This window comes from Methyloceanibacter sp. wino2 (assembly GCF_003071365.1).
Classification (GTDB): domain Bacteria; phylum Pseudomonadota; class Alphaproteobacteria; order Rhizobiales; family Methyloligellaceae; genus Methyloceanibacter.
Genome location: NZ_CP028960.1, coordinates 970,131 through 996,514, shown reverse-complemented (window position 1 = coordinate 996,514; position 26,384 = coordinate 970,131). Strand labels below are relative to the sequence as shown.

The window sequence follows — 26,384 nt, the reverse complement described above, 5'->3', positions numbered from 1 at the left end:
CGGTGACCAGCGGACGCCGGCGAGGCGCCTCCGCCTTCGCGCCAAGTCTCATCGTGCCAAGTCTCAACGTGCCAAGTCTCATCGTGCCAAGCCTCATCGTCATGGCCAAACAGCCGAAGGCCGGTGCCGTCAAACAGCGCTTGGCGCGGGGCATTGGCAACGTCGCGGCGGCGCGGTTCCACCGCACGACGTTGCGCCACACGCTGATGCGGCTCGGGACCGATCCGCGCTGGCGGACCTATCTGGCGGTGACGCCTGATTCTGCGCTTGCGGAATCCTGCTGGCCGTCATGGCCGCGTGTGCCCCGGATTCCCCAAGGCGAGGGGGATCTCGGAGCGCGCATGCGGGCGCTGTTCGATTGCATGCCGCCTGGGCCGGTCGTCCTTGTCGGCAGCGATATCCCGCGGATCTCTCGCGCCCATATCGCCGAAGCCTTCCGGCGCCTCGGCAACGCGGATGCCGTGTTCGGCCCGGCGCAGGACGGCGGCTATTGGCTGGTCGGGTTCAAGCGAAGCCCCGGACGCCTCGCGCCGTTCGACGGCGTACCATGGTCCACGGATCAAGCCCTTGCGGCCACATGTGCGAACCTTAAGGGGCGAAAGATCGCGTTTACGGCCACGCTCAGCGACGTGGACACGGCCGAAGATTTGAAGAGTCAGCGCGGGCTCGCGGAGCGTCTAGTACCGCCTAGTTGAACAGCCAGGTCAGGCGGCCTTTGATGGCGTTGTCGGAGACACTGTCCGCATATTGGCCTTGGTAGGAGACGCCGGCTGAGAGCCGGTCTGTCACCGCGAGGTCAAGGCCGGCATCCAGCAGGGCCGAGTCTTCGGCCAGCGGCACACCGTCGATATCAAAGCCGATGCCGGTGGTGGCGAAGGCCAGCGATGCACCGGGTGTCACGTCGTCGAACGCATGCAGCCAGGCCGCCTCGATGTGCGGCGTGATGTGCATCTGACCCCACATCATCGTTTTGGCCGCGCGCAGGCCGACTGTTGTGTAACCCACGCCCTGGTCGATGCCGGACGTGCGCAAGCTCGATTGGGCGCCACCCTTCTCGCGAAACCCGCCGCTCTCGAGGGAGACATAGGCGAAGCCGCCAAAGGGCTCTAGTTCGATGCCGCCCATTTGAGTGGGATATGCGACCTCGCCGAACAGCTGTCCCGTGTCGGCGTCGTAGTCCGCCTTCTGCCGCTCGAAGAAGGTGGGGAACACTACCGCGCGGGACGTCTCGATCTCGCTCCAGGCCCAAAGGCCGCCGCCGCGCAAGGCGAAGCCTTCAATGTCGCCGTTCACATAGCCGCCGAGATGATAGGTGCTAGTGTTCGCCCCGCTGTAGCGCCGGTCCACGCTCACATCGGAGAAGGAGGCGCCGGTCGCCAGCCCAACTCGCCATGAGCCGCCGACACTTGCATCCATGCCGGAGATGAAGCCGCCGAGATTGCGGTCCGCCGTCGCGGCATTGCCGTCACCGTCGAACGTGCCCCAAGCACCGTAGCCTTGCGTCCAGAAGGCGAGCGGCTGCGCCACAGGCTCGGCCGCCGTCTCTTCGCCGACGAAATTGCCGCCGAGCCGCATGGCGCCTGCATCATAACTTGCGACTTGCGGGCCGCCCGACCCAAGCGCCTGGCCCGCGTGACTGGCCTGCATCATGCGGCCGAGCACGGCCTCGCGTGCATAGCGGCTGTCGTCCACCAGCGTCCCCGCCACGGTCGCATGAATTTCGCCCGACAGCGCGTTGAAGGCTTGGCGCGCGCCGGCCTCTGTTTGCGTCAGTACCGACAGGAACAACGGGTTGCTTGTGGGGAACTTGTCCAGAGCACCTGCGACGGCCTTCTCGTTCTTCGTCTTGGCAATGTCTTTGAAGGTCACCACGCCGCCATCGGCGCTGACGGTCCGCAGCAATGTCAGCACCACATCATTACCGTCGCCCGCGGCGTAATTCACTTCGGGCGTCAGGAAGGCGAGGTTCGTGGACACGGTGGCGAATTTGCCTTTGACCGCATCAGTGCCGTCGTTCTCGATGATCGTATAGTCCGTGGTCGGATCGTAGTTCCCGCTCGCGGCCAGCACTTTTAGCGTCGCGCCCGTGAGGTTCACCGCGCCGTTGACGATCACCTTGTCGCTGTTCCCGCCCGCATCGACCTCGACCTCGTAGATGGAGCCGCCACCAAGCGTAAAGGCGCCGTTCACGGTCATGGTGCCGATGGAATTGCCGGGCGCGATGGTGCCGCCGTTGACCGTCAGATCGCCGAACGTGCCGGTGCCCTTCAGCGTGCCGCCATTGACGGTGAAGGCCTGCGTCGTTCCGCCCGAGAAGCGCCACGTGCCGCTGTCGACCTCGAACGTCTCGAAGTCGCGGTATTGCTGCGTGTTCGCGCCCGTGTCGATCGCGTCGAGATCGAACGTGCCGGTGCCGCCGCCGCCGAAGGCCAGCGTGTCGTCACCGCCCCCCGCCAGCACCGTGCCGTTGATTTTGGCCGTGGAATGAATTTCCAGGCGATCGTCCTGGCCTGCCGACTGATCGAAACGCACGGCGTAACCGCTGTTCGGCGCGTTCAAGGTGCCGGCAACGGTCAGGTTCGCGGCACCTGTCGTGCCCGCACCAATGCGAATTGCGGAATCCGTTGCATCGTTGCCATCGGCGTTCACCGTTCCCGACTTGTTGACCGTGACGTTCATCGCGCCGCCATTCGAGAAGCCGTAGATGCCGTTGAAGCTCGATCCAGTCACCTCGCCATTGACGATGATGTTCGAGGAGGTCCCGGCGGTGTTGCGGACGTGAATGCCGTTGGTGCTGCTGCGTCCGCCGGTCGTCATGCCGACTATGCTGCCGACGCCCGTGGTCACGTTGATCTCCGACGCGGTGCCGCTCGTTGCATAGATCGCGTTGTTGCCGGAGTCGATCACCCCGCCGACGTTGATCGTCATGGCGCCGCTGCCGTTGTGAGACGCGTTGACGCCATTGCTGGCGGCCGTGACGGTCGAGCCGGCATAAGTCGAAAGCGTCTGCGTGTCCCCATCGCTCGTTGCCAAGATGCCGAAGGTGCCGGAGCCGAGGGCGGTGACGTCGCCGCGGACCCTCATCTCCAACAGCCCGCCGCCGAGCAGGCGGCCATTGATGCCGTGATCGCTGGTGCTGCTGACCTCCGAGCTCGACCCGGTAGTGATCGACAGATTGTCTCCGGAGACGTTCGCGAAGATGCCGTCGCCGATGCCTCCGCTCACGTCGCCCTGGGCATTGACGATCACGTCGCCCGAGCCGTCGCCTCGTATGGAGATACCGGCCGAGCCGCCGGAGACACCGTTCGTGCTTTCGCCGGTGATGATGGTGATGTCGCCGGTCGAGCCCGTCTGGCCATAGACGTAAATACCGTCCGCGGTCGCGGCCGTTGTCACGTCGCCGTAAGACTTCACCGTGATCGCGCCGCCGCCATTGATCGCCCGGATGCCCTGCACGATCCCGCCGGTGACATCGCCGTTGGTGGTAATGCTGATGTCGCCGACACCAGTGTTTTCAGCGAGAATGCCGACAACCGTGCCGGAGACGCTGGTGCCTGTCGCCGTGCTGATCGTGATATCGGTCGCGAGACTTCCGCTATCGGCAATGATGCCGTTGCCGCCTGTGGCTGTAACGTCGCCACCAACGTCGATGATCAGCGCCCCCGCATTATTCTCGGCGTCGATACCGTTGGCGCCGGAAACGGTGCCGGGGCCCGTGGTGATTTCCATGACGCCCGTCGCTGAGGTGGTATTTTCCACGCGGATACCGGTATTGCCGGAATTGGGGCCGGCCGTTACGGCGCCGACCGTCGTGATGCTGGTCGCGCCCGAGCCCTCGTTGTTCACGTTGATGCCGCTGACCGTGCCGGACACGGTGGTCCCGCCGCCGTGTTGATTGTGATACCGGTCGCGAGGCTCCCGTTATGCGCATAGATGCCGCTGCCGGACGTGCCGGTCACGCTGCCGTTGGCAGTGATGTTTTGACCGCCGCTGCTGTCGTTTTGAAAGACGGCGCCACTACTGCCCTGCAAGGCACCGTCGAAAAGCACGCTGATACCCCCGGACCCCGCATAATCGCCCGTTGCATGGATATCGAGAGCCGTGTCGTCGGCTGTCAGAGGCGACGCGTTGCCATCGGTGTAGGCGAGGAAGCCGTCGCCGGAGATGGTGACCGCGTTGCCGCCGGACCCGCCGCCCGCCGTGGTGTCGACGCTAAAGCCATATGTGGTGAAGACGGCGGCATTGTCGGCATTGATCGTTTGGGTGTCGATATTGGCGCCAGAGCAGACGAACTGGGTGCCGCTACCGGGTGCGCACTGCGCGTAAGCGCCGCGCCCATAGCCGGTAAGCGCGCCCGCGAGGGCCGCGGTCGACAGCAGTAGCTGACGGCGGCGTGAAGTCCCGCTCATTTGCCCCCCGGGGCACTGCCTGGCCGGGCCAAGCCTGTTTCCTATTCGGAACGTAATTTTTCACAGGAATTAGGCGCGCCAACAAGCGATAGGACACCTTAGCGTGGGCATGGGTGTGGCTTTTCAACGAGCTGTTGCCGCAAAGTCACAAGTGACGGTTGCAACCGCATAGGACATACGAGCGCCAAGGATTCCGTCAGAACTCGCCCTTTCGTGTGCGCTAGCCCTTCTTCTTGTCCTTCTTCTCCTTCTTGCCCTCGGCGAGGCGGGGCAGGAGTTCGACAAAGGAGCAAGGGCGATGGCGCGCGTCGAGCTGGAATTTCAGAATGCCGTTCCAAGCGTCTTCGCAGGCGCCGGGCGATCCGGGCACGGAGAAGATCAGCGTCGTCTCGGAGAGGCCGCCGCAGGCGCGGCTCTGCACGGTGGACGTGCCGACCGTTTGATAGCTGAGCATGTGGAATAGCACCGAGAAGCCGTCGATCTCTTTATCGAACAGCGGACGCACGGCCTCCGGCGTCACGTCGCGCCCGGTGAACCCGGTCCCGCCCGTGGTGATGACAACGTCCACGTCATCCGCCTTTACCCAGGCTTTCACGCCCTTGCGGATAGACTTCTTGTCGTCCGAAACCACCATCCGGTCGGCGACGATGTGGCCGGCGTCTTCGATCATCTTCGCGAGGAGGGGACCCGACTTGTCCGTCTTGGGCGTGCGCGTGTCGGACACCGTGAGCACGGCGATGCGCAGCGGAACGAAGGTGCGGGTGTAGTCGATGCGGGCAGACATGGTGAAATTCCTCCAGCCTTGTGGCTGATTGGCTCAACGGGCTGACCAGCTCTATTGGAGCGCGCTCAGTCCTTCTTTGAGCATGAGCAGGTCGCGCCAGGCATAGCGCTTCGCCTCAGGTGAGCGAAGCAGATAGGCAGGATGTAACGTCGCAAGCACAGGAATGTCGCGGTCTTTCGCGTGATATAGTTTCCACTTGCCCCGCAGCCGCATGATGCCTTCGGTCGTTTGCAGCATGGATTTGGCCGCCGCGCCGCCGAGCAGCACGATCACCTCCGGCGCCAGCAATTCGATCTGGCGTGTCAGGAATGGCGCGCAGGATGCGATCTCCTGGGGTGTCGGTGTGCGGTTGCCCGGCGGGCGCCAATAGATCGTGTTGGTGATGTAGACGGACGTGTCGTCGAGGCCGATCGAGGCCAGCATCTTGTCCAGGAGCTTGCCGGCCCGGCCCACGAAGGGCTTTCCTTGGAGATCCTCGTCGCGGCCCGGCGCCTCCCCGATCAGCATCACCTTGGCCTGCTCGCTCCCGCGCGCGAAACATGTCGTCTTCGCGGTCCGTTTCAGGGGGCAGCCGTCAAAGGCCGCCGCGGCCTCTTCGAGGGCGGCAAGAGTCTTAATCCCATCCAGCGCAGGGGCAGGGGTGTTTGCTTGCGGCGGCGGTGCGGCCGGCCGCTTGGCCTTGGGTGGGGTCGCTGGTGGAGCCTTGGAGGCCGGTCTGGGATCGGGCCTCGGCGTCTTGGCGAGCGGCTCTTTCGCCTGTGGCGGAGCGGCTGACGCGGCGAAACGGTCTACCGGCGCATCGCCGATAGCCTCGTCCACACCCATGGCGGCGTACCAGTCGAGGAGGCTCGAGGACTGTTTTGCGGCGCTTTCACTCATTTGCTTGGGGACAGCCGATCCGATATTTGTCAGTTCAAGGCAATAAACGAGACTTTAGCACCAAATTTGCCACGGGCGTGGAAACAGCTGGGCGCGGCTGGGTGCGACAAGAACAGAAAGGGCTGAGATGAGCGATCAGGTCGAACGGGACGTGATGGAGTTCGATGTGGTGATCGTGGGCGGAGGGCCTGCGGGTCTGTCCGCTGCGATCAGGCTCAAGCAGCTTGCCGCCGAGAACGACAAGGAGATCTCCGTCGTCGTTCTGGAAAAAGGGTCGGAGATCGGCGCCCATATCCTTTCTGGTGCGGTGATCGACCCCGTCGGGCTCGACAAGCTCATCCCGGACTGGCGCGAAAAGGGCGCGCCGCTGACGGACGCGGTGACCAAGGACCTGTTCTATTATCTTGGCGAAGCGGGCGAGATCCGGCTGCCCAACCTGTTCATGCCCCCGTTGATGAACAATCACGGATGCTATGCGGGCAGCCTCAGCAATCTCACCAAATGGCTCGGCGAGCAGGCCGAGGCGCTTGGCGTCGAGGTCTATCCGGGCATCGCGGTCGCCGACGTGATCATCGGCGCGGAAGGCGCCGTCGAAGGCGTCATCACCGGCGATCTCGGCGTCGCGCGCGACGGCAGCCAGAAGGACAGCTTCACACCGGGTATGGCGCTGATGGGCAAGTACACCTTCTTCGCCGAAGGCGCGCGGGGCTCGGTCACCAAACAGCTCATCAAGAAGTTCGGTCTGGATGAAGACAGCGCCCCGCAGAAATTCGGCATCGGCCTGAAGGAGCTCTGGGAAATTCCGGCCGAGAAGCACCAGCCGGGTCTCGTGCAGCACACGATGGGCTGGCCGCTCGACGACAACACCGGCGGCGGTTCCTTCCTCTATCATTTCGGCGACAACCTGGTGTCGGTGGGCTTCGTCGTCCATCTCGATTACGCCAATCCCTATCTCAACCCGTTCAAGGAATTTCAGCGCTCAAAGACCAACCCGGTGATCGCGCGGCACCTGGAGGGCGGCAAGCGTCTGGCCTATGGCGCCCGGGCGCTCACCGAGGGCGGCTATCAGGCGGTTCCCCAGCTTGCGTTCCCCGGTGGGGCGCTGGTGGGCTGCGCGGCCGGCTTCATGAACGTTCCCCGCATCAAGGGATCTCACAACGCCATGCTCTCGGGCATGATGGCCGCGGAAGCCGCGTTCGATGCCCTCGAGGCCGGACGGTCCGCGGATACGCTGCTCGAATACATCCAGGCCTACGAGGCGAGCTCGTTGGCCAAGGAGTTGAAGAAGGTTCGCAACGTGAAGCCGCTCTGGTCGCGTTTCGGTACGCGGCTCGGGGTCATGCTGGGCGGCCTCGACATGTGGCTCAATACGATTTTCCCGTTCCTCGGTCACACGCTGAAACACAAGAAAGCCGACTATGCGAGCCTGCGGTCGGCGGCTAAATGCAAGCCGATCGATTACCCGAAGCCCGACAACAAGCTGACCTTCGACATCCTCTCGTCGGTGTTCCTCTCAAACACCAACCACGACGAGGACGAGCCCGTGCATCTGAAGCTTGCGGATCCCGATATCCCGATCGAAGAGAATCTGCCGCACTACGACGAGCCCGCGCAGCGCTATTGCCCGGCGAATGTCTACGAGGTCGTCGAGGACGGCGGCTCGGTGCGGTTCCAGATCAACGCGCAGAACTGCGTGCACTGTAAGACCTGCGACATCAAAGATCCGGCTCAGAACATCACCTGGGTGGTGCCGGAGGGCGGCGACGGGCCAAACTACGCCAACATGTAGCGGGGCACGGACGGGCCAACATTACGGAATGCTCATCTAGCTCAAGCAATTGGGCCACAAACGCGCCGCGTTTGAACCCAAATATAGTTTTCATGACAGGACAAAGCGCTTAGCCTGTCTCGATGCGATGAACCAACAAGCTTGGGGCGGCGGAAGCCGGGCCGACGAAATGACGAATCCAGACAGCGGACGTATGGGCAAATGGGCATTGCGATCGGTGCTTCTGGTCGCGATTCTCGCGGCCCCGACCGCCTATTCCGAGGTGGTGGCAAGAAAGCCGGAGACGGCGGGCGCTCAAACCCTTCTCGGCAATTACCTGGCCGGCCGCATCGCACGCCATAACCACGACATCGAAGCCGCTGCCAAGTTCTATACCAGAGCCTTGGAGGCCGACCCGACCAACGAGGCCATCCTCGAGCAGGCATTCCTGCTGGAAGCCCGTGCGGGTCACTGGAAGCGCGCGACCGAACTCGCCCGTGAGCTGGTCAACGTCGAGCCCTCGCACCGCGTTGCCCAGTTCCTGCTGGCGATCAATGCCTTCAAGGCGGGCGACTACAAGGAGGCCGAGGAGCACTTCTCCGAGGCGCGGCAGGGCCCGACGGTCGATCCGACCTCGACGCTGGCGCGGGCCTGGACCCAGGAGGCACAAGGCGAACACTCCAAGGCCTTCGACACGCTGGATGCGCTCAGCACGGCCAATTGGGCGAATTTCTACCTCCTGTACCATCGTGCCCTCATTGCCGATGTCGCGGGCCGCCATCAGCTTGCCAGCAAGTCGTATGACGCGGCGTTCAAGCGGAATCCCAGAACCTTGCGGGTCGTCGACGCCTACGCGCGCCACGCCGCGCGCGGGAACCGGAAGGACCTTGCGATCGCGGCGCTCAAGCTGCACATGGCCAAAACCCTTCCGCACCCCATCACCGAGGCCCTGCTGAAAGACATCGAGAAGGGCGATTCGCCGGAGCTGGTTGTCAGCACGCCCGCGGAAGGCCTCGCCGAGGTCTTTTATGGGATCGGCAGTGTCGCGGTCGGCGAGGGAAATCTGGAAACCGGCACGCAGTACTTGAAATTCGCGCTGCTCCTCAAGCCGGACTTCCCATTGGCCCAGGTCGCGCTCGCGGAGGCCTATTCAGAGGCGGAGAAGTACGAGGACGAGATCGCCGCCTTCGACAATATTCCGGAGTCATCGCCACTCTGGCTCAATGTGCAAATTCAGAAGGCGTTTGCGCTGGCTTCGCTCGAGCGTATCGATGACGCGAAGGCCGTGCTCGACAAGATCATCGCCGAGAACCCGGACGATATCCGTCCGCTCGACGCGCTCGGCAGCATCCTCCGGTCCAAGGAGCGTCACGAAGAGGCGCGCGAGTACTACACCCGGGCGATCGGCCTTATCGACAAACCGACGCAGCGAAACTGGGCGCTCTACTACGCGCGCGGCGTGACCAACGAACGTCTGAAGGATTGGCCTGCGGCGGAAGCCGATTTCAAACAGGCCCTCGAACTGAACCCCGACGAGTCGCTCATCCTGAACTACCTCGGCTACTCCTGGGTCGATCAGGGGATGAATCTCGATCAGGCCATGGACTACATCCGCAAAGCGGTGAGTTTGAAGCCTGACGACGGCTACTACGTGGACAGCCTTGGCTGGGCCTACTACCGGCTGGGGAACATGCCCAGGCGGTCGAGCAGCTGGAGCGGGCGGTGGAATTGCGGCCGGACGATCCGATCATCAACGACCATCTCGGCGATGCGTATTGGCGCGTGGGTCGGACGCTCGAAGCGAAATATCAGTGGTACCAGTCCATGACGCTCGAGCCCGAGGACGACCTGAAAGAGATGCTGACGAAGAAGATCGCATCGGGCTTGGACGCGGCGAGCGAGACCAAGTCGACATCCGAAATGGTCGAGGCCAAACGGAACACCTCGCATTAGGCGACGTTTCGCGATACCTCGTGTCGCGATATGCGCACACGGGACATTGCTTGGGCGAAGCTCAACCTCACGCTTGAGGTGTTGGGCCGGCGCGAAGACGGCTTTCACGAGCTAAGAAGCCTCGTCGCCTTCGCAGGCGTGGGGGATACCCTTGAGTTCATCTCCGCCCGGCACGGGACGCCAAAGCTGGTGTCTGAGCATGCCGGTTCGCAAAACCATTCCGAAACATTCGGGCTCGACGTGGAAGGGCCGTTTGCCCAGGCGTTGGAGGGGGGGAACCTCATTCTGGAGGCTGCGCAGGCGGCACGAGCTCGGTTTCCCGCGCTGAGCCCAGGGACGTTCCGCCTCGTCAAGACGCTTCCTGTCGCGGCGGGTCTGGGTGGCGGCTCCGCGGACGCCGCCGCCGCGCTGCGACTACTGATGCAGACGAGTGACGGCACGGTTGGCACCGACGACATCGCGGCGCTTGCGCCCGACCTCGGGTCCGACGTCGCCGTTTGTCTGCGGAGCGCGCCCGCATTCATGACCGGCCGTGGTGAGATCGTCGCGCCCGTATCAGGCTTCCCCCAATGTGGTGTCTTGCTGGTCAATCCCGGTGTGGAGCTCGCAACCGCCGCCGTGTACGGGGCGCTTGACGCCGCGCCATTGAAAGCGCCCCCACAAGAAGCGCCGCCGCCGGATTTTGGAGCGGACTTCGAGGTTCTGATCGCCTATGCGTCCGCGCGCGCCAATGATCTCCAGCCCGCAGCGTTGAAGCTCGCGGCGGAAATCGAGAGCGTGCTGTCGAAGCTGCAGGAACTGGCCGGTGCTCGGCTCGTTCGGCTGTCGGGCTCGGGCGCCACCTGTTTTGCCGTGTTCGCCAGCCCACGCGAAGCGCTGCGTGCCGCGATCCTGCTGGCCGAGCAAGAGCCGGAATGGTGGATCACCGCCGGGATCCTAGGGGATCCTCAGGCTCCGCTGAGCCGATAGACGCCCGAAGCTAGTAGGGCCGGCTGACCGAGAACTCGATGGCCCCAAGGAGCGCCGACTTGACGTCGCCGTCGGGGAAGATCGCCAGCGCGTCGCGGGCGATCGCCCCGTAGTGGCGCGCCCGTTCCATCGTGTCTGCCAGCGCGTTGTGCTTGGCGATCAGATCGATGGCCGTTTGCAGATCGTCGTCACCAATCTCGCCCTGCTTGAGAGTCCGTTCCCAGAACTCGCGCTCGTCGGCGCTCCCGCGCCGGTAGCTGAGCACCACCGGCAGCGTGATCTTGCCGTCGCGGAAATCGTCGCCCACGCTCTTGCCGAGTTCGGACTGCTCGCCCGAATAGTCGAGTGCGTCGTCCACAAGCTGGAAGGCGACGCCGAGATTGCGACCGAAGGACCGCAAGGCCGCGGCTTCGGATTTCGGACGGTCGGCGATCACGGCACCCACCTCGGCGGCGGCGGCGAACAGCGCCGCGGTCTTCGCCTCGATGACCGCCAGATAGTCGTCTTCCGTCGTATCGGTGTTGTTGGCGGTGATGAGCTGCATCACCTCGCCCTCGGCGATGATTGCCGCGGCATCGGAGAGGATGCGCAAGGCGCCCAAGGAGCCGACATCGACCATCATCTTGAAGGACTGGCCGAGGAGATAGTCGCCCACGAGGACGGATGCCTCGTTGCCCCACAACAACCGCGCGGTGGTCTTGCCGCGCCGCAGGCTGCTCTCGTCGACAACGTCGTCGTGGAGCAGCGTCGCCGTGTGCATGAACTCCACCGCGGTCGCGAGCCATTGGTGGCCGTCGCCTTCGTAGCCGCACAGCTTGGACGCGGCGATCGTCAGCATGGGGCGCAGGCGCTTGCCGCCGGAATCGATCAGGTGCCGTGCAAGCTCCGGGATCAGGTCGACATTGGAACGTGCCTTGTCCAGGATGAACTGGTTGACACGGGCCATGTCCTCCTCGACAAGCGCGAAGAGTGGCGCGAGGCTCGCGTTCGGGTCGCGCGAGTCGGAAAGCTTGACGACAATGCCCACAGGCCAGTCTCCTCTGGTGAAGGGTTTCGTTTCCTCCAGTGCGGAGGGCTTATAGCACTGTCGGCGGCCCGAAATGAAGAACCAGGCGTGGGCGGCTTTTCGGGAGCGGTTGTGGCGATGAAAGAACTGATACGGTCGAACGATCCCGTGCTCATTTCATTTGTGAGCGCGCTCCTGAAAGAAGCGGGGATCGCCTTCACGGTGCTGGACACCAATATGAGCGTCATGGAGGGCTCGATCGGGGCATTGCCGCAACGTGTGCTGGTCGACGGAGGCTCGGTCGACAAGGCGCGTGCGCTGCTGACCGAGGCGGGCGTTGGAAATGATCTCGAGCGCGACAATCGGTCCTAACGGCTCCGTGGAGCCCGGAACGACCGCCGATGCCTTTCTCGGCGGGCGGATCGAAATCATTCAGTACAAGACGGGACACCGGGGCGGCAGCGATGCCGTCTTCCTGGCCGCGGCCGTGCCGGCCCGGGCGGGGGAAACGGTGCTGGACGCGGGGACGGGCGCCGGGACCGCGGGTCTGTGCCTCCTGGCCCGTGTGCCGGGCATCGATGTCGCCGGGGTCGAAATTGACCAAAGTCAGTGTGCCCTGGCGCGGCAGAATGCGGAGCGGAACCGCTTCAGCGACCGGTTTCGCGTGATCGAGGCCGACGTCACCGCGCCGGGAAAGGTCCTCGGCACGGCGGGACTCGTCCGCGAGGGTTATGACCAGGTCATCGCCAATCCACCCTTCTACGGCGCAGGCTCGGTCCGGGCGGCGGCGGATGCCTCGCGCGCCAGCGCCCATGTCATGCCGGATGGAGAGTTGGAGCGTTGGGTGCGGTTTCTGACCACTATGGCGGGCCCGCACGCGACACTGACCTTGATCCACCGGGCGGAGTCTCTCTGTCCGCTTCTCGAGGTCCTGAAAGACCGCTTCGGCGGCCTTGCCATCTACCCGCTGTTTCCCCGGCGCGGTGTCCCGGCGGCCCGCGTCATCGTCCAGGGGCGCAAGAACAGCCGCGCAAGCGCGCGTCTCTTGCCGGGGCTGGTGCTGCATGAGGATGGGGGCGCCTACACGGCGGAGGCCGAAGCCGTCTTGCGAAACGGCGCTGCGCTCAATCTGGATGCGACCGGCGTCTAGAGCCGCCAAGGCAGACAAGGCAGTCAGAGATACTCCCCAAAAAGGCGAGGGCTGCCGCCATGGGGGGATCGGCGGCAGCCCCGCGAGTGCCCGGATCTAGGGAGGAGCCCCGGGCATGAGAAGGCCGGCTAGGCGCAGACTCTCACGTCCTTCCAAACCCATTTGCGGTAGGAATTTCCCCGGCGGTCCCAGACCTTGATCGGGACCTTGCGCGGGGCGAGGTGGCAGTAGGACCGTCCGCGATAGTCAAACCAGCCACGGCCGGAACGGTGATCGCGCTTCGCCCCGTGGTGCCCCCGATGGTGGCGATAGCGGCCGGCTTGAGGCCCGGGCACGTAGTTGTGCTCGTAGGCGCCGTGACCGTGGCGATCGTGTCCCTTGTGGCCGTGTCCGCCGTCGGAGCCCGCATAGGCGGCTGTCGCCCCGAACGCCACCAGCGTCGCTGCTGCAAGAAGAGTCGTTCTCAACATGGTTCTTACCTCTATTCCGGCGGCCGTCGGGCCGCTCCAAGTGCTCGGTCTCTAGTCCTCGGTCTTGAGAACAGGTCTTAGAGGTGAGGGGCTGAACCGTGGCTGAGAGCCGCGTTCATCGGGTATTCAGGCCGGAAAAACAAAAAGCCGGCCTCCGGTTAGGAGGCCGGCTTTTCGCCGGAGTGCGATACGGATTGGGAGAGCTATCGGTAGTACCAACGGCCCTGGGTCCGGTTTCGCCAATAAGGGTAGTAAGCGTAAGGGTAGGTGCCGCAGCCGTAACGGGACCGGCAGCGCCGCGGCGGGTAATAGGCCGCGCGCGGCCGGACATAACCGTAGCGGTCGGGTCCGACGAAGCGCCGGCCGCAATATCCGCTGCTGTAGTAGCCATTGCGCCAGACCTTGCGGCAAAGACCGGCCTCGGCCGGCTGGGGGGCAAGAGAGATACCGACAAACGCGACTGCCGCCGCCAAGCTCGCCAGGATCGCAAATTTTCTCAACTGAGGTGTCCTCCGAGGACCGGCGTCTGCGTAAATCCGGCTCGCCGCTTCGAGCGGGGCGCCCGCGATACACTAATTGTATACCATCCAATTGGCACCGGCTCATGTCAGTTTGCGGAATCTGCTTAACGGGCGCGGTTAACCGGGTGGCGGGGCGGATTGCCCCGGTCTAGCCTTTATTGATACCGATCTAGTGGACAACTCTTGATCTGAATAGGCCTGCGGGTACGGTGCGTTTATGAGCGAAAATGGTTTGATGACAGTCTTGAAATCCCTGCTGCCGAAGAGCTGGACCAAGCCCCGGCCTCTGGTCCCAGTTCTGCGCTTCAGCGGGCCCATCGGGATGAGCTCCCCGTTCAAGCAGGAACTCTCCCTGCCGACGGTCGCCGCCGCCATCGACAAGGCCTTCGGCATGCGTGGCGCGAAGGCGGTCGCCATTCAGATCAATTCTCCGGGCGGCGCCGCCGTCCAGTCGACGCTGATCCACAAGCGCATCCGCGCCCTCGCCGAGGAGAAGGACCTGAAGGTCTACTCATTCTGCGAGGATGTCGCGGCTTCCGGCGGCTACATGCTGTCGCTCGCGGGCGACGAGATCTATGCGGATCAAAGCTCGATCGTGGGCTCGATCGGCGTGATCGCCGCCGGCTTCGGCTTTCCCGGCCTGATGGAGAAGATCGGCGTGGAGCGCCGCGTCTACACGGCCGGCAAGAGCAAGGACACGCTCGATCCGTTCCTGCCCGAGAAGCCCGCCGATGTGGAACGCATCAAGGCCATTCAGGTCGACGTGCACGAGGCCTTTATCGACATGGTGAAGTCGCGCCGGGGCGCCAAGCTGACGAAGTCCGACGACGAACTCTTCACGGGCGCGTTCTGGTCCGGCAAGGTGGCGGTGGAGCTCGGTCTCATCGACGGCCTGTCGGATCTGCGCACCAAGATGCGCGACGTCTTTGGCGAAGACGTGCGTTTCAAGCTCGTCTCGACGGGCGGCGGCTTGCTCCGGCGCAACAAGAAGTCGGTTTCGGCCGGGGCCGGTGGTTTCGAGCTCGGTGGGTGGCCGCAGGGCTTCGCCGCCGACGTGATCTCCGCGATCGAGGCGCGGTCTCTCTGGTCGAGGTTCGGGTTGTAGAACAATGCCCCAAGTTCTTCTCTTGGCTGCAATCGGCGCGGGCCTGCTCTGGGTCCGGCGCTACTTCAAAAGGGAGCAGGAGCGCGTCCGGGCCGAGTTGCGCAAGGCGCAGGAGGCGATGGAGCGGCGCGATATCGAGAGCGCCGTGCCGCTGGAAGAAGACCCCGTCACCGGCGTCTACCGCCCCAAGGAGCGCCCCTGACACTGAGATGAGTGCCGAGGGGAGCCCCGCGGGGCCGCAAACCGGAGCCCCGGCTTAACGCTGGCTCCTTCTTGGCTTCCATTGTCGGCTGCAACGCAATAGCGTGCGGCGGCAAACCTGCCCCGTCCCGAATCGAATATGTCCAAGCAAGCAAAATCCGCCGGAAAGGCCGCCGCGCCGTCGTTCCAGGACCTCATTTTGAGGCTTCAGCGCTTCTGGGCCGACCAAGGCTGCGTCATCCTCCAGCCCTACGACATGGAGATCGGTGCCGGCACGTTTCATCCGGCCACCACGCTGCGGTCGCTGGGCCCGAAACCTTGGAGCGCGGCCTATGTTCAGCCCTCGCGGCGTCCCAAGGACGGCCGCTACGGCGAGAACCCCAACCGGCTCCAGCATTATTATCAGTTCCAGGTCATTCTGAAGCCGTCACCCCCGGACATCCAGGATCTGTATCTGGAGAGCCTCTACGCCATCGGTATCGATCCCAAGAACCACGACATCCGCTTCGTGGAGGACGACTGGGAAAGTCCCACGCTCGGCGCCTGGGGTCTCGGCTGGGAAGTGTGGTGCGACGGCATGGAAGTGTCGCAGTTCACGTACTTCCAGCAGGTGGGCGGTTTCGACTGCGACCCGGTCTCCGGCGAACTGACCTACGGTCTCGAGCGCCTGGCGATGTATGTGCAGGGCGTCGACAACGTCTACGACCTCAACTTCAACGGCGGGGAAGGGGACGCCAAGGTCACCTATGGCGACATCTTCCTGCAGGCCGAACAGGAATACTCCCGGCATAATTTTGAGCACGCCAATACCGCGAAGCTGTTCGAGCACTTCCGCGATGCCGAAGCCGAGTGCAAGGCGCTGCTTGAGGCCGGCGAAAACGGGGGTCGGCATTTGATGGTGCTGCCCGCCTACGACCAGGCCATCAAAGCCTCCCACATCTTCAATCTTCTGGATGCGCGCGGCGTGATCTCGGTCACCGAGCGCCAGGCCTATATCTTGCGCGTGCGCGATCTGGCGAAGGCGTGCTGCGCGGCCTGGCTCAAGACGGACGCGGGCGGGGCGGCGGCATGACCAAGGCCAAGATCCTGCAACAAGCGCCGGTGCTGTTCGCGCGAGATCTGCCTGCGACGATCGGCTATTGGGCCGACAAGGTGGGTTTCCGGACGCTCGGCGTGTGGGGCGAGCCGGCGGACTTTGCCATCGCCGCGCGCGATACCGCTCACGTCATGCTGACACAGGTTCCTGAAGCGTGCGACGTGGTTCCCCATTGGCGGATCAAGGACAAGATGTGGAACGCTTATTTCTGGGTCGACGACGCGCGCGCCATGTATGACGAGCTGACGGAACGCGGCGCGCATATTGACTACCACCTTGGCGAAAAGCCCTACGGCGTTCTCGAATTCGGAATCCAGGATCTCGATGATCACGACATCGGCTTTGGGCAAGACCTTGCGCCCAAACAAGATGTTGCGCCGAGCGGCGAGGCTGGTGCGCAATGACGGAACTCCTGCTCGAATTCTTCTCCGAGGAGATCCCGGCGCGCATGCAGACGCGGGCGCGGGAAGACCTCGCGCGCCTGCTGGACGACAAGCTCAAAGCCGCAGGTCTCGACTTCGATGCGATCAAGACCTTTGCCACGCCGCGCCGCATCACGGCGGTTGTCGAGGGACTTCCCAAGCGCTCGCCCGACGTCAGCGAAGAGCGCAAGGGGCCGCGCGTCGGCGCACCCGACAAGGCCATCGAAGGGTTTCTGAAATCGGCCGGGCTCGGCTCCGTCAACGAGGCGGAGACCCGCGAGGACAAGAAGGGCAGCTACTACGTCGCGGTCATCGAGAAGCCGGGCCGCGACACCGCCGATGTGATCGCCGAGATCGTCCCGGAGATGGTGAAGACGTTCCCGTGGCCGAAAGCCATGCGCTGGGGCGCCGGTAAGCTGCGCTGGGTGCGGCCGCTGCATTCCATTCTGTGCGTGCTGGGCGGCAAGGTCGTGGACTTCGAAGTCGACGGCATCAAGAGCGGCAAGATCACGCGCGGCCATCGCTTCATGGCGCCGAAAGACTTCGACGTGAAGAGCTTCGCCGACTACGAGGCGAAGCTGCGCAAGGCCTTTGTCATTCTCGATAGCGATGAGCGCGCGGCGCGGATTGAGGATGCGGCGCAAGCCCGGGCCGGCGAGCATGGCTTCGCGCTCGTGGAGGACGCTGGTCTGCTCGCCGAGAATGCCGGGCTCACCGAATGGCCCGTGCCGCTCATGGGCGCGTTCGATGAAGAATTCTTGAGCGTCCCGCCGGAAGTGCTCGCCACCTCCATGAAGGCGCATCAGAAGTGCTTCTCCGTATCGAAGGGCGACGATCTTGCGAACCGCTTCGTGCTCGTCGCGAACCTGGAAGCCGACGACGGCGGCACCTCCATCACCCAGGGCAATGAGCGCGTGATCGCCGCGCGCTTGTCGGACGCTAAGTTCTTCTTCGATCAGGATCTCAAGGTCTCGCTCGAAACGCGCGTGCCGCAACTCAAGGACATCACCTTCCATGAGAAGCTCGGCACCCAATACGAGCGCGTGCAGCGCATCTTCAAGCTGGCGCGGGATTTGGCGCCGCTGGTCGGCGCGGATGCGGAGGATGCGGAGCGCGCGGGCATTCTCTGCAAGGCCGATCTCGTGAGCGACATGGTCGGCGAGTTCCCCGAGCTACAAGGCACCATGGGCCGCTACTACGCGCTCGATCAGAACGAGCGGCCCTCCGTCGCCAACGCCATCGCAGATCACTACAAGCCTGTCGGTCCGACGGACGACGTTCCGCGCGCGCCGGTCTCGATTGCACTCGCGCTTGCCGACAAGCTCGACACGCTGGTGGGCTTCTGGGCCATCGACGAAAAGCCGACGGGCTCGAAAGATCCCTATGCGCTGCGCCGTGCGGCGCTCGGCGTCATCCGGATCATTCTGGAGAGTGACGTGCGGCTGGCGCTTCTCTCCCAAATTGAAGCGCAGTTGCCGACGGACGCCGCGGGCAAGGAAGAGACGGAGCGCAGCCTTCTCGATTTCTTCGCCGACCGTCTGAAGATTTATCTGCGCGACCAGGGCGCGCGGCACGATCTGGTGGATGCGGTCTTCGCACTTGGCGGCGACGATCTCTTGATGATCGTGCGGCGGGTCGATGCGCTCGGCCGCTTTCTCGATACGGACGATGGCGCGAACCTGCTGGCGGGCACTAAGCGCGCGGCGAACATCCTTCGCATCGAGGAGAAGAAGGACAAGAAGACCTACGACGAAGCGCCCGACCCCGCGCTGCTCGAAGCGCCCGAAGAGAAGGCGCTGGCCAACGCCGTGGACGATGTCGAGAAGGCCGCCGCCAAAGCTGTGCAGGACGAGGACTTCGAAGCGGCTATGTCGGCCATGGCGAAGCTGCGCGCGCCGGTCGATGCGTTCTTCGACACGGTCACCGTCAACGCGGACGATCCGAAGCTGCGCGAGAACCGCTTGCGGCTGCTCAATCGCATCCGCAACACGACCAAGACCGTCGCAGATTTTTCCAAAATCGCGGGGTAACCCATGCGTCCGCACATCAGCATGATCACACTCGGCGTTGGAGACATTGCCGATGCGACGGCGTTCTACGAGCGGCTGGGCTTCAAGCGGTCGAGCCAAAGCCAGGAGGCGGTGACGTTCATGCAGGCGGGTGCGATGGTGCTCGGGCTTTTTGGCCGCGAAGCCCTCAAGGACGACGCCAAGGCAGACAACATCTGGAACGGAAACGGTGGCACGGCCATCGCCATGAACTGCGCCGACGAAAGCCAAGTCGATGTCATGATGGCGCAGGCGGAAGCCGCGGGTGCGCAAATCCTCAAGCCCGCCGAGAAGGTATTCTGGGGCGGGTATAGCGGCTATTTCGCGGACCCGGACGGCCATGCCTGGGAGGTCGCCCATAATCCGTTCTGGTCGCTGGACGAAACCGGCCGCGTCGAGTTACCCGCGTGAGTAACAAGGCCGATACCGACCCCGGCCACATCTTCGTCTATGGGACGTTGCGCCAGGGCAGCAATCATCCGATGGCACGGCGTCTCTCCGCCCAGGCGCGGTACGTGGGCCAGGCCCGCGCGAACGGCAGGCTCTACGACATGGGCTGGTACCCGGCCGCGATGTTCGACGAGAGCGCGCCGACCCGCATCATCGGCGACGTGTTCGCGTTGCCGCCAGGCGAGCGCCTTCTCGCGGAACTCGACGCCTATGAGCATGGCGACCCGAACTACGCGCGGATCCCCCTCGATGTATCGCTGGTCGGTACCGGTACGGTCCTGGTTTGGACCTATGGCGTGTCCAAGCCGCCCAACAGCCGCGTGATCCCCGGGGCGATTTTTTGACCCATTGGAACGCCAAGTCGCGGCGTCCCATCCGGCCCTGACTGCGCGCACCTAAACTCGCGCGCACCCTACGTCGATTTGCCCGTTTGTGTGCGAAGCGCTGGGCGGGCTAAAAGAGGGGGCGGACTGGGCAATCAACGACGAATGACAGGAGGCGAGGCCGAGATGGCGGGACAGACGCCCAAATGGGTGTACAGCTTCGGCGGTGGACACGCCGATGGTTCCGCCGCGGACAAGGATCGTCTCGGCGGCAAGGGCGCACACCTTGCCGAGATGTCGCGTATCGGCCTGCCCGTTCCCCCTGGTTTCACCATCGCCACGGATATGTGCGCGGCTTATTACGAGAACGGCCGCAAGCTCCCCGACGCCCTGAGGCCCATGGTGGACGAGGCGCTTGTGCAGATGGCGTCCTACTCCGGCGCGCATTTCGGCGATGTCGAGCATCCGCTGCTCGTGTCTGTCCGCTCCGGCGCGCGCGCCTCCATGCCCGGCATGATGGATACGGTCCTCAATCTAGGCCTCAACGACGACACCGTCGAAGGCCTTGCCCGCCGCACCGGAGACCGGCGCTTCGCCTACGACACTTATCGGCGCTTCATCCAGATGTACGCCGATGTGGTGCTGGGCGTCGATCACGGCCTGTTCGAGGATATCCTCGAGAACTACAAGGCGCTGAAGGGCTACGAACTCGACCCCGAACTCCAGGCGGAGGACTGGATCGAGATCGTCGCCCGGTTCAAGTCGTTGGTGGAAAAGGAGTTGGGCCTCAGGTTCCCGCAAAGCCTCCGCGACCAGCTTTGGGGCGCGATCGCCGCCGTGTTCGGGTCCTGGCAGAACGCGCGGGCCATCGCCTATCGGCGGCTTCACGACATTCCGGACGATTGGGGCACCGCCGTCACCGTGCAAACCATGGTGTTCGGCAACAAGGGCGACAACAGCGCCACCGGCGTCGTGTTCACGCGCAATCCCTCGACCGGTGAGAACGAACTGTTCGGCGAGTTTCTCTTGAATGCGCAAGGCGAGGACGTTGTTGCGGGCCTCCGCACGCCCCAGCCCCTGACCAAGCAAGCCAGCGCGGCCAATGGCAATGGCAAGGTCTCTCTCGAAGAGGCGATGCCGGAGGCCTTCGCCAAGCTGAAGCACAATTGCGCCGCCTTGGAACGGCACTTCCGCGACCTGCAGGACATCGAGTTCACGATCGAGGCGGGCGAACTCTTCATGCTGCAGACCCGCACCGGCAAGCGCTCCACGCAGGCCGCGCTGAAGATCGCCGTCGACATGGCGGGCGAGGGCATCATCACCCAGGAAGAAGCCGTGATGCGGATCGACCCGGCACATCTCGACCAGCTGCTGCATCCGACGCTCGATCCCAACGCGGAAATGACCGTGCTGGCGAAGGGGCTCCCGGCGTCGCCGGGCGCCGCGTCCGGTGAGATCGTCTTCGATGCGGACGAAGCGGTCCATCTGAAGAGCCAGGGGCACACGGTCATTCTGGCGCGCATCGAGACCTCGCCCGAGGACGTGCAAGGCATGCATGCGGCCGCGGGCATCCTGACCACCCGCGGGGGCATGACGAGCCACGCCGCCGTGGTGGCGCGCGGTATGGGGCGCCCTTGCGTGGCCGGCGTCGCTGCGGCTCATATCGATCTCGAACGCGAAACTCTGGAAGCGTCCGGCGTCGTGCTGCGTAAGGGCGATATCGTCACCATCGACGGGTCTTCCGGAAAGATCATCAAAGGGCGAGTGACCATGCGGCAGCCCGATCTGTCGCCCGACTTCGCCACGCTGATGGAGTGGGCCGACGGACTGCGGCGCATGGAGGTGCGGGCGAACGCCGATACGCCGGCCGACGCCCGGCATGCGCGGGACTTCGGCGCCGAGGGGATAGGCCTGTGCCGGACCGAGCACATGTTTTTCCAGGACAACCGCATCGTCGCCATGCGCGAGATGATCCTGGCGGAGACGAAGGAGGCGCGCCGCACCGCACTTGCCGAGCTCTTGCCGGAGCAGCGGCAAGACTTCATGGCGCTCTTCGAGATCATGAAGGGACTGCCGGTGACGATCCGGCTATTCGATCCGCCGCTCCACGAGTTCCTGCCGCACGAGGAAGACGCGATTGCCGATGTGGCGGAAGCCATGGGGGTGGAAATAGCGCGTCTCAAGCGCCGCATCGCGGTGCTCAGCGAGTTCAATCCCATGCTCGGTCAGCGCGGCGCGCGGCTGCTCGTCGCTTACCCGGAGATCGTCGACATGCAGGCGCGCGCGATCTTCGAGGCCGCCATCGAGTCCGGGAAGGAACTGCATGACCGCGTCCGTCCCGAGATCATGGTGCCGCTCGTGGCCACCAAGCGGGAACTCGACCTCATCAAGGAGCGCATCGCGGAGACGGCGCGTGCGGTGGAGAAGGAACGCGAGACGACGCTCGCGTTTCAGGTCGGATCCATGGTGGAACTGCCCCGCGCCTGTCTTGTCGCCGGCGAGATCGCGGAGTCGGCGGAGTTTTTCTCTTTTGGAACCAATGATCTAACCCAGACCACGTTCGGCCTCAGCCGCGACGATGCGGGCCGTTTCCTCGGGGAATACGCCGACAAAGGGATCATTAACCACGATCCATTTATGACGCTCGACGCTGCAGTCGGAGAGCTCATGGAAATCGGTGTGGAACGCGGCCGGGCCGTCCGCCCGGACCTCAAGATCGGCATTTGCGGCGAACATGGCGGCGACCCGGAAACCATTGGTTTTTGCGAGAAAATTGGGCTGAGCTACGTGTCCTGCTCGCCCTATCGGGTGCCTGTCGCGCGCCTCGCCGCGGCCCAGGCAGCCGTGAAAAACCCTGCAGTAACGGATCGTTAGCCAGTCTGCGCCGAAAGTGTTGGGCGTTGCCGATATGCACAGATTGATCTAGAATAATCACTGCTCGTTAAGGCAAACAACGGGGTCCGGGCTCAATCCGGCAGGGGGGCTTTACACCGACTTTCCGTCGGTGATCTTCCAGCCAGCAGCTTGGAAAATTTTGGGGACGCCCCAATTTTGGGGACACCCTAGGGAACGCGTGGTTCGTCCGCACGTTTGAACGGGGTAAGAAGTTTCGGAGGCTTACCAGGGGGATGCTCGCCAAGGCGGGCAGCTGGCAAGTCGGCCGTACGGGGACCTTGGAGGGATAATGGGCCGACGCTCGTTTCGTCGGATGTGGTACGCCGCCGCTGCGCTCGTATCGCTCCCGTCAATCGGTGTGGGTTATGCAGCCGCGTACGGCAGCCTGTTTGGCGCCGAGGTTGAGCTGTACCTGCCCGCTCCCGGCACTATTTCCACCGCAATTCGGATCGAAGACGACGCCGAGCCCAGAGAGGTTTCGACTGCCGCCGCCCGTCTGTTCTACGAAGACGGCAAGGGTCCTCGCGCGGATCGCTTTGCGGTTTCCGCCTCGAAGCCGGCCAGGGCCTCGGTCATGGCCAGCATCGCGAAGTTGCCCGCGCTGCCCGGGTTCTTCACCGAGAAAAAGGACGATGAGGGCGGGGCTATCATTCCCGTCGCGTTCACCCCATCGCAGCAGGATCAAGACATCGGCAGCGCCGTCCTCCCGACGGCGGGTTATGCGGCGCTCTTCGATGCCGGCTACGAGGTCGATGGCTTCCGGCCCGACCCCTACGACATCGCCTATCGCCCTTCGGAGGAAGCTCTGAAGTTCCGCTACAAGGGCGAGACCCAGGCCGAGTTCGAGGAACGCGAGCGTCATTGTCTGGCCACCGCTATCTATTTCGAAGCGCGGGGCGAGCCTCTCAAGGGGCAGATTGCCGTATCGCAGGTGATCTTGAACCGCGTCCGCAGCCCGAAGTTCCCGCAGACGATCTGCGGCGTCGTCTACCAAGGGCAGCACCGCAAAGGGTGCCAGTTCTCCTTTACCTGTGACGGCAATTCCGACAATCCGCGTGACAAGGCCCTTTGGGCGCGCGCGCAAGAGCTCTCCAAGAGCTTCATGGCGGGCGAGCATTGGCTGCCCGAAGTCGGCTACTCGACCTTCTACCATGCGGACTATGTGCGGCCGCGCTGGTCGTACCGCATGAACAAGATCGATAAGATCGGTCGGCACATCTTCTACAAGAAGCGCGGCGAGCAGCCCTATCTGGTCGAGGCCTCCCTTACCGACGAATCGGGGACAGAAGGCGACGCCGAGGGTAGCGACGACTTGCCGACGACGTCCCTTGCCTGGGCCGTGCAAGCCGTAACCGGGTCCGTCGATGCCGTTACTGGAACGAGCGCTACCGCTCCCACTCAAGTGATGAGTCTAGGTTACGGGGCGAGTGAGTAAGGGCTCCGACTGAGATCAGGTCGACGCCCGTCCGCGCGATTTCCGCGACACTCTCCAACGTCACGCCGCCCGACGCTTCGGTCACCACCTGACCGTCTGCAATTGTCACGGCCTCTTTGAGGGTCGCCGGATCCATATTGTCCAGCAAGACTGCGTCGATCGGGTGGGCGAGCGCCTCGCGCAGCTGGTCGAGCGTATCCACTTCCACTTCGATCTTGACCATGTGACCGCCGCGCGCGCGCAAGTGTGAGAGCGCCGCGCCGATCCCGCCGGCCGCGGCGATGTGGTTGTCCTTGACCAGCACCGCGTCATAGAGGCCAAAACGGTGGTTCACGCCGCCGCCGCAGCGCACCGCGTATTTCTCCAGCCCCCGCAAACCGGGCGTCGTCTTGCGGGTATCGGCGATCCGCGCGCCGGTGCCGTCGACCGCCGCGACATAGGCGGCCGTCAGCGTCGCGATTCCGCAGAGGCGCCCGAGGAAGTTCAGCGCCGTGCGCTCCCCGGTCAGCAGCGCGCGCGTCAATCCTTCCACCCGGCCGATGGCCGTGCCTGCTTCGGCCGTGCCGCCGTCCTCAACCAGCCGCTCGAAATTCACATCCGCATCGAGCGCACGGAATGCGGCCTCCGCGAGATCGAGGCCCGCAATGCAGGCCGGTTCACGGACGACAATCGAGGCGGCACCGCGCGCATCGGCGGGAATAATGGGATCCGTGGTGATGTCGCCCACGAGGCCAAGGTCCTCTTCGAGAGCCGTGCGCACGGCCGTTTCCACGAGGCGCCGTGGCAGCGGGGTGAGCAGTTCCGGGGTATTCATGAGACGCCCTTCAAGGTGCGATGTCCGCTCACGCGAAGCAGGGACTACGCCTGGCTGACGACGCGCAGACGCGGCGGACTGGCGATGCCGGCGGCCTCGCGGGCAAACTCGTCAGCCTGATCCAGGGTCAGGAAGCTACGTCTGGCCTGAGCCTCTTCGGGCGCAGGATAGTCGCTGCGGAAATTCGCCCCGCGGCTTTCGGTCCGGGCAAAGGCAGCCGTGGCCACGAACTTGGCCGTCGTCAGCATGTTCGCAAGCTGCGGATCGCCTTCGTTCTCGCGCTCGAGAGCGATGATTGTCCCGAGGGCCTCCGACAGCCCGTCAGCATCGCGGACAACGCCCACATTGGCCGACATGGTCTCGCGGAGCGTCCGCTCCGCCTGGCTGTTGCGGTAGATCCCGCCGCTGGCGCGCGCGACCGCGTGCAGATCCTGAGGCGGCAGCGGGGGCAGGCCAGCGGTGATGTCCTCTGCGACACGGGCGCCGAATACGACGGCTTCGAGAAGCGAGTTCGAGGCAAGACGGTTCGCGCCGTGCGCGCCCGTCGAGGTTACCTCGCCGCAGGCCCACAAGCCGTCGACGGTGCTGCGTCCTTGTACGTCGACCAGAACGCCACCCATGTGATAATGCGCCGCCGGCGCCACCGGGATGGGCTCCTGCGCCGGGTCGATCCCAGCCGAACGGCAGGTCGACGCGACCGTGGGAAACTTCTCTGCGATACCGGGGCCGATCGGACGGCAATCGAGAAACGCGCCGCGCCCGCTCACGACCTCGCGATGGACGGCGCGCGCGACCACGTCGCGCGGGCCGAGCTCGGCATCCTGGTGAACGGCGCGCATGAAGCGCTCGCCCTTGCGGTTAATGAGCAGTGCCCCCGCGCCCCGAAGCGCTTCGGTGGCGAGCGGCGCCGGATCGCGGCCGATATCGATCGCGGTGGGATGGAATTGCACGAATTCAGCGTCGGCGATCACTGCGCCGGCGCGCGCGGCGATGGCGACACCTTCGCCACGCGCCTCGACCGGATTGGTGGTGACCGAGTAAAGGTGACCGGCGCCGCCGGTCGCGAGCACCACCGCCCGCGCGGGCAGGACAAAGGTGTCCGTTTGAGATTCCTCTGTGGTAGGCGCAAGGACGATGCCCCGGACGCGTCCCTTGTGGACGACCAAATCGCGCGCGGCCACGCCCTCGAGCACGGTGATCGACGGCGTCTTGCGCACCGCGGCGATGATGGCGCTCATGATGGAACGGCCGGCCGTGTCGCCTTTGACATGCAGAATGCGGTTGGTGCGGTGAGCGGCTTCGTGGCCGAAGGTCAGCTTGCCTTCGAGGTCCTTGTCGAAGGGCACGCCGTAACGCAGCAAATCCTCGATCCGGGCCCGGGCCTCTCGTGCCATCAGAAGCGCCACGGCTTCATCCACGATCCCGGCCCCGGCGCGCACGGTATCGGCCGCATGGTCCTCGGGCGTGTCGCCTTCGGACAGCGCCGCCGCGATACCGGCTTGCGCCCAAACGCTGGACGCACCTTCGCCGATCGGCGCGGGCGAGATGACGGTGACGTTCAGCGGCGCAAGCTTGAGGGCCGTAAAGAGACCCGCAAGGCCGGCGCCGACAACTACCACGCTGTCAGCGGCGTTTCTCGGCACAAAGGATGGACTGCCGTTCGTCATCGCTGTCCTTTCGACGTCG

At 64.4% G+C, this 26,384-nt stretch carries 25 protein-coding genes; 16 read left to right on the top strand and 9 right to left on the bottom strand.

Annotated elements, in window-relative coordinates; genetic code table 11:
* Nucleotides 1-2 precede the first annotated feature (2 nt).
* Nucleotides 3-695 (top strand): TIGR04282 family arsenosugar biosynthesis glycosyltransferase, encoded by a 693-nt coding sequence (locus DCY11_RS04615; protein WP_245409447.1) that lies wholly within the window; start codon nt 3-5, stop codon nt 693-695.
* Here the strand turns inward: DCY11_RS04615 and DCY11_RS04610 are convergent.
* The 4 genes from DCY11_RS04610 to DCY11_RS04595 all read right to left on the bottom strand — a co-directional run bounded on the left by DCY11_RS04610 (nt 688) and on the right by DCY11_RS04595 (nt 6,072).
* Nucleotides 688-3,873 carry an autotransporter domain-containing protein gene (locus DCY11_RS04610; protein ID WP_108681435.1) on the bottom strand — a complete coding sequence of 1,062 codons (3,186 nt, stop codon included), beginning with the start codon at nt 3,871-3,873 and terminating at the stop codon, nt 688-690. The two genes, DCY11_RS04615 and DCY11_RS04610, sit on opposite strands and share 8 nt — an antisense overlap.
* Nucleotides 3,843-4,409, bottom strand: a complete 567-nt coding sequence (locus DCY11_RS04605; RefSeq protein WP_108681433.1) for a hypothetical protein — start codon at nt 4,407-4,409, stop codon at nt 3,843-3,845. The genes DCY11_RS04610 and DCY11_RS04605 overlap by 31 nt, the downstream gene beginning before the upstream one ends.
* A gap of 220 nt (nt 4,410-4,629) precedes the next feature.
* Nucleotides 4,630-5,193: a molybdenum cofactor biosynthesis protein B gene (gene moaB / locus DCY11_RS04600; RefSeq protein ID WP_108681431.1), complete on the bottom strand. Its 564-nt coding sequence runs from the start codon at nt 5,191-5,193 to the stop codon at nt 4,630-4,632.
* A 51-nt stretch (nt 5,194-5,244) separates the two neighbouring features.
* Nucleotides 5,245-6,072 carry a uracil-DNA glycosylase gene (locus DCY11_RS04595; protein ID WP_108681429.1) on the bottom strand — a complete coding sequence of 276 codons (828 nt, stop codon included), beginning with the start codon at nt 6,070-6,072 and terminating at the stop codon, nt 5,245-5,247.
* Nucleotides 6,073-6,199: 127 nt separating this feature from the next.
* On the opposite strand from DCY11_RS04595, the gene DCY11_RS04590 reads away from it, so the two are divergent.
* The 4 genes from DCY11_RS04590 to DCY11_RS04575 all read left to right on the top strand — a co-directional run bounded on the left by DCY11_RS04590 (nt 6,200) and on the right by DCY11_RS04575 (nt 10,762).
* The gene (locus DCY11_RS04590; protein ID WP_108681427.1) at nt 6,200-7,861 is read left to right on the top strand and encodes an electron transfer flavoprotein-ubiquinone oxidoreductase; all 1,662 of its coding nucleotides are present in this window, start codon (nt 6,200-6,202) and stop codon (nt 7,859-7,861) included.
* 169 nt (nt 7,862-8,030) lie between these two features.
* A complete protein-coding gene (locus tag DCY11_RS04585; protein WP_159079802.1) occupies nt 8,031-9,668 on the top strand; it encodes a lipopolysaccharide assembly protein LapB in 1,638 nt (545 codons plus the stop codon).
* The gene (locus tag DCY11_RS16125) at nt 9,563-9,793 is read left to right on the top strand and encodes a hypothetical protein (RefSeq protein ID WP_159079801.1); all 231 of its coding nucleotides are present in this window, start codon (nt 9,563-9,565) and stop codon (nt 9,791-9,793) included. Before DCY11_RS04585 ends, DCY11_RS16125 begins: the two co-directional genes overlap by 106 nt.
* 30 nt (nt 9,794-9,823) lie before the next feature.
* Nucleotides 9,824-10,762 (top strand): 4-(cytidine 5'-diphospho)-2-C-methyl-D-erythritol kinase, encoded by a 939-nt coding sequence (locus DCY11_RS04575; RefSeq protein ID WP_108681421.1) that lies wholly within the window; start codon nt 9,824-9,826, stop codon nt 10,760-10,762.
* A 10-nt stretch (nt 10,763-10,772) separates the two neighbouring features.
* Here DCY11_RS04575 and DCY11_RS04570 read toward each other — a convergent pair whose 3' ends face one another.
* Nucleotides 10,773-11,789, bottom strand: coding sequence for a polyprenyl synthetase family protein (locus DCY11_RS04570; RefSeq protein ID WP_108681419.1), 1,017 nt, complete (start codon nt 11,787-11,789; stop codon nt 10,773-10,775).
* 117 nt (nt 11,790-11,906) lie between these two features.
* Here DCY11_RS04570 and DCY11_RS04565 point away from each other — a divergent pair, with 117 nt between their 5' ends.
* A complete protein-coding gene (locus tag DCY11_RS04565; RefSeq protein WP_069444237.1) occupies nt 11,907-12,140 on the top strand; it encodes a DUF2007 domain-containing protein in 234 nt (77 codons plus the stop codon).
* Complete coding sequence (locus DCY11_RS04560) at nt 12,112-12,918, top strand: tRNA1(Val) (adenine(37)-N6)-methyltransferase (protein ID WP_108681417.1); 807 nt, start codon at nt 12,112-12,114, stop codon at nt 12,916-12,918. Before DCY11_RS04565 ends, DCY11_RS04560 begins: the two co-directional genes overlap by 29 nt.
* A 128-nt stretch (nt 12,919-13,046) precedes the next feature.
* Here the strand turns inward: DCY11_RS04560 and DCY11_RS04555 are convergent, their stop codons facing one another.
* Entirely contained in the window at nt 13,047-13,388 is a 342-nt protein-coding gene (locus DCY11_RS04555) for a hypothetical protein (protein ID WP_159079800.1), read from the bottom strand.
* A gap of 203 nt (nt 13,389-13,591) precedes the next feature.
* Nucleotides 13,592-13,888, bottom strand: a complete 297-nt coding sequence (locus tag DCY11_RS15435; protein ID WP_159079799.1) for a hypothetical protein — start codon at nt 13,886-13,888, stop codon at nt 13,592-13,594.
* A 256-nt stretch (nt 13,889-14,144) separates the two neighbouring features.
* Between DCY11_RS15435 and DCY11_RS04550 the strand changes: the two genes are divergently transcribed.
* The 9 genes from DCY11_RS04550 (at nt 14,145) to DCY11_RS04510 (ending at nt 23,884) form a co-directional block, all read left to right on the top strand.
* Nucleotides 14,145-15,014: a S49 family peptidase gene (locus DCY11_RS04550; protein WP_108683671.1), complete on the top strand. Its 870-nt coding sequence runs from the start codon at nt 14,145-14,147 to the stop codon at nt 15,012-15,014.
* 4 nt (nt 15,015-15,018) lie between these two features.
* Complete coding sequence (locus DCY11_RS04545) at nt 15,019-15,216, top strand: hypothetical protein (RefSeq protein WP_108681413.1); 198 nt, start codon at nt 15,019-15,021, stop codon at nt 15,214-15,216.
* 138 nt (nt 15,217-15,354) lie between these two features.
* Nucleotides 15,355-16,287 (top strand): glycine--tRNA ligase subunit alpha, encoded by a 933-nt coding sequence (locus DCY11_RS04540; protein WP_108681411.1) that lies wholly within the window; start codon nt 15,355-15,357, stop codon nt 16,285-16,287.
* Entirely contained in the window at nt 16,284-16,715 is a 432-nt protein-coding gene (locus DCY11_RS04535) for a VOC family protein (protein ID WP_108683670.1), read from the top strand. The genes DCY11_RS04540 and DCY11_RS04535 overlap by 4 nt, the downstream gene beginning before the upstream one ends.
* Nucleotides 16,712-18,763, top strand: a complete 2,052-nt coding sequence (glyS, locus tag DCY11_RS04530; protein ID WP_108681409.1) for a glycine--tRNA ligase subunit beta — start codon at nt 16,712-16,714, stop codon at nt 18,761-18,763. Before DCY11_RS04535 ends, glyS begins: the two co-directional genes overlap by 4 nt.
* Before the next feature lie 3 nt (nt 18,764-18,766).
* Nucleotides 18,767-19,192: a VOC family protein gene (locus DCY11_RS04525; RefSeq protein ID WP_108681407.1), complete on the top strand. Its 426-nt coding sequence runs from the start codon at nt 18,767-18,769 to the stop codon at nt 19,190-19,192.
* Nucleotides 19,189-19,575 (top strand): gamma-glutamylcyclotransferase, encoded by a 387-nt coding sequence (locus DCY11_RS04520; RefSeq protein ID WP_245409446.1) that lies wholly within the window; start codon nt 19,189-19,191, stop codon nt 19,573-19,575. Before DCY11_RS04525 ends, DCY11_RS04520 begins: the two co-directional genes overlap by 4 nt.
* Nucleotides 19,576-19,719: 144 nt before the next feature.
* On the top strand, nt 19,720-22,428 hold the full coding sequence (gene ppdK, locus DCY11_RS04515; RefSeq protein ID WP_245409445.1) for a pyruvate, phosphate dikinase: 2,709 nt from the start codon (nt 19,720-19,722) through the stop codon (nt 22,426-22,428).
* A 310-nt stretch (nt 22,429-22,738) separates the two neighbouring features.
* Nucleotides 22,739-23,884: a cell wall hydrolase gene (locus tag DCY11_RS04510; RefSeq protein WP_108681405.1), complete on the top strand. Its 1,146-nt coding sequence runs from the start codon at nt 22,739-22,741 to the stop codon at nt 23,882-23,884.
* On the opposite strand, the gene nadC is transcribed toward DCY11_RS04510, so the two are convergent.
* Together nadC and DCY11_RS04500 are read right to left on the bottom strand one after the other, a co-directional pair.
* Entirely contained in the window at nt 23,835-24,698 is an 864-nt protein-coding gene (gene nadC, locus DCY11_RS04505; RefSeq protein ID WP_108681403.1) for a carboxylating nicotinate-nucleotide diphosphorylase, read from the bottom strand. The two genes, DCY11_RS04510 and nadC, sit on opposite strands and share 50 nt — an antisense overlap.
* Nucleotides 24,699-24,742: 44 nt before the next feature.
* The gene (locus tag DCY11_RS04500; RefSeq protein ID WP_108681401.1) at nt 24,743-26,365 is read right to left on the bottom strand and encodes an L-aspartate oxidase; all 1,623 of its coding nucleotides are present in this window, start codon (nt 26,363-26,365) and stop codon (nt 24,743-24,745) included.
* Nucleotides 26,366-26,384 lie beyond the last annotated feature (19 nt).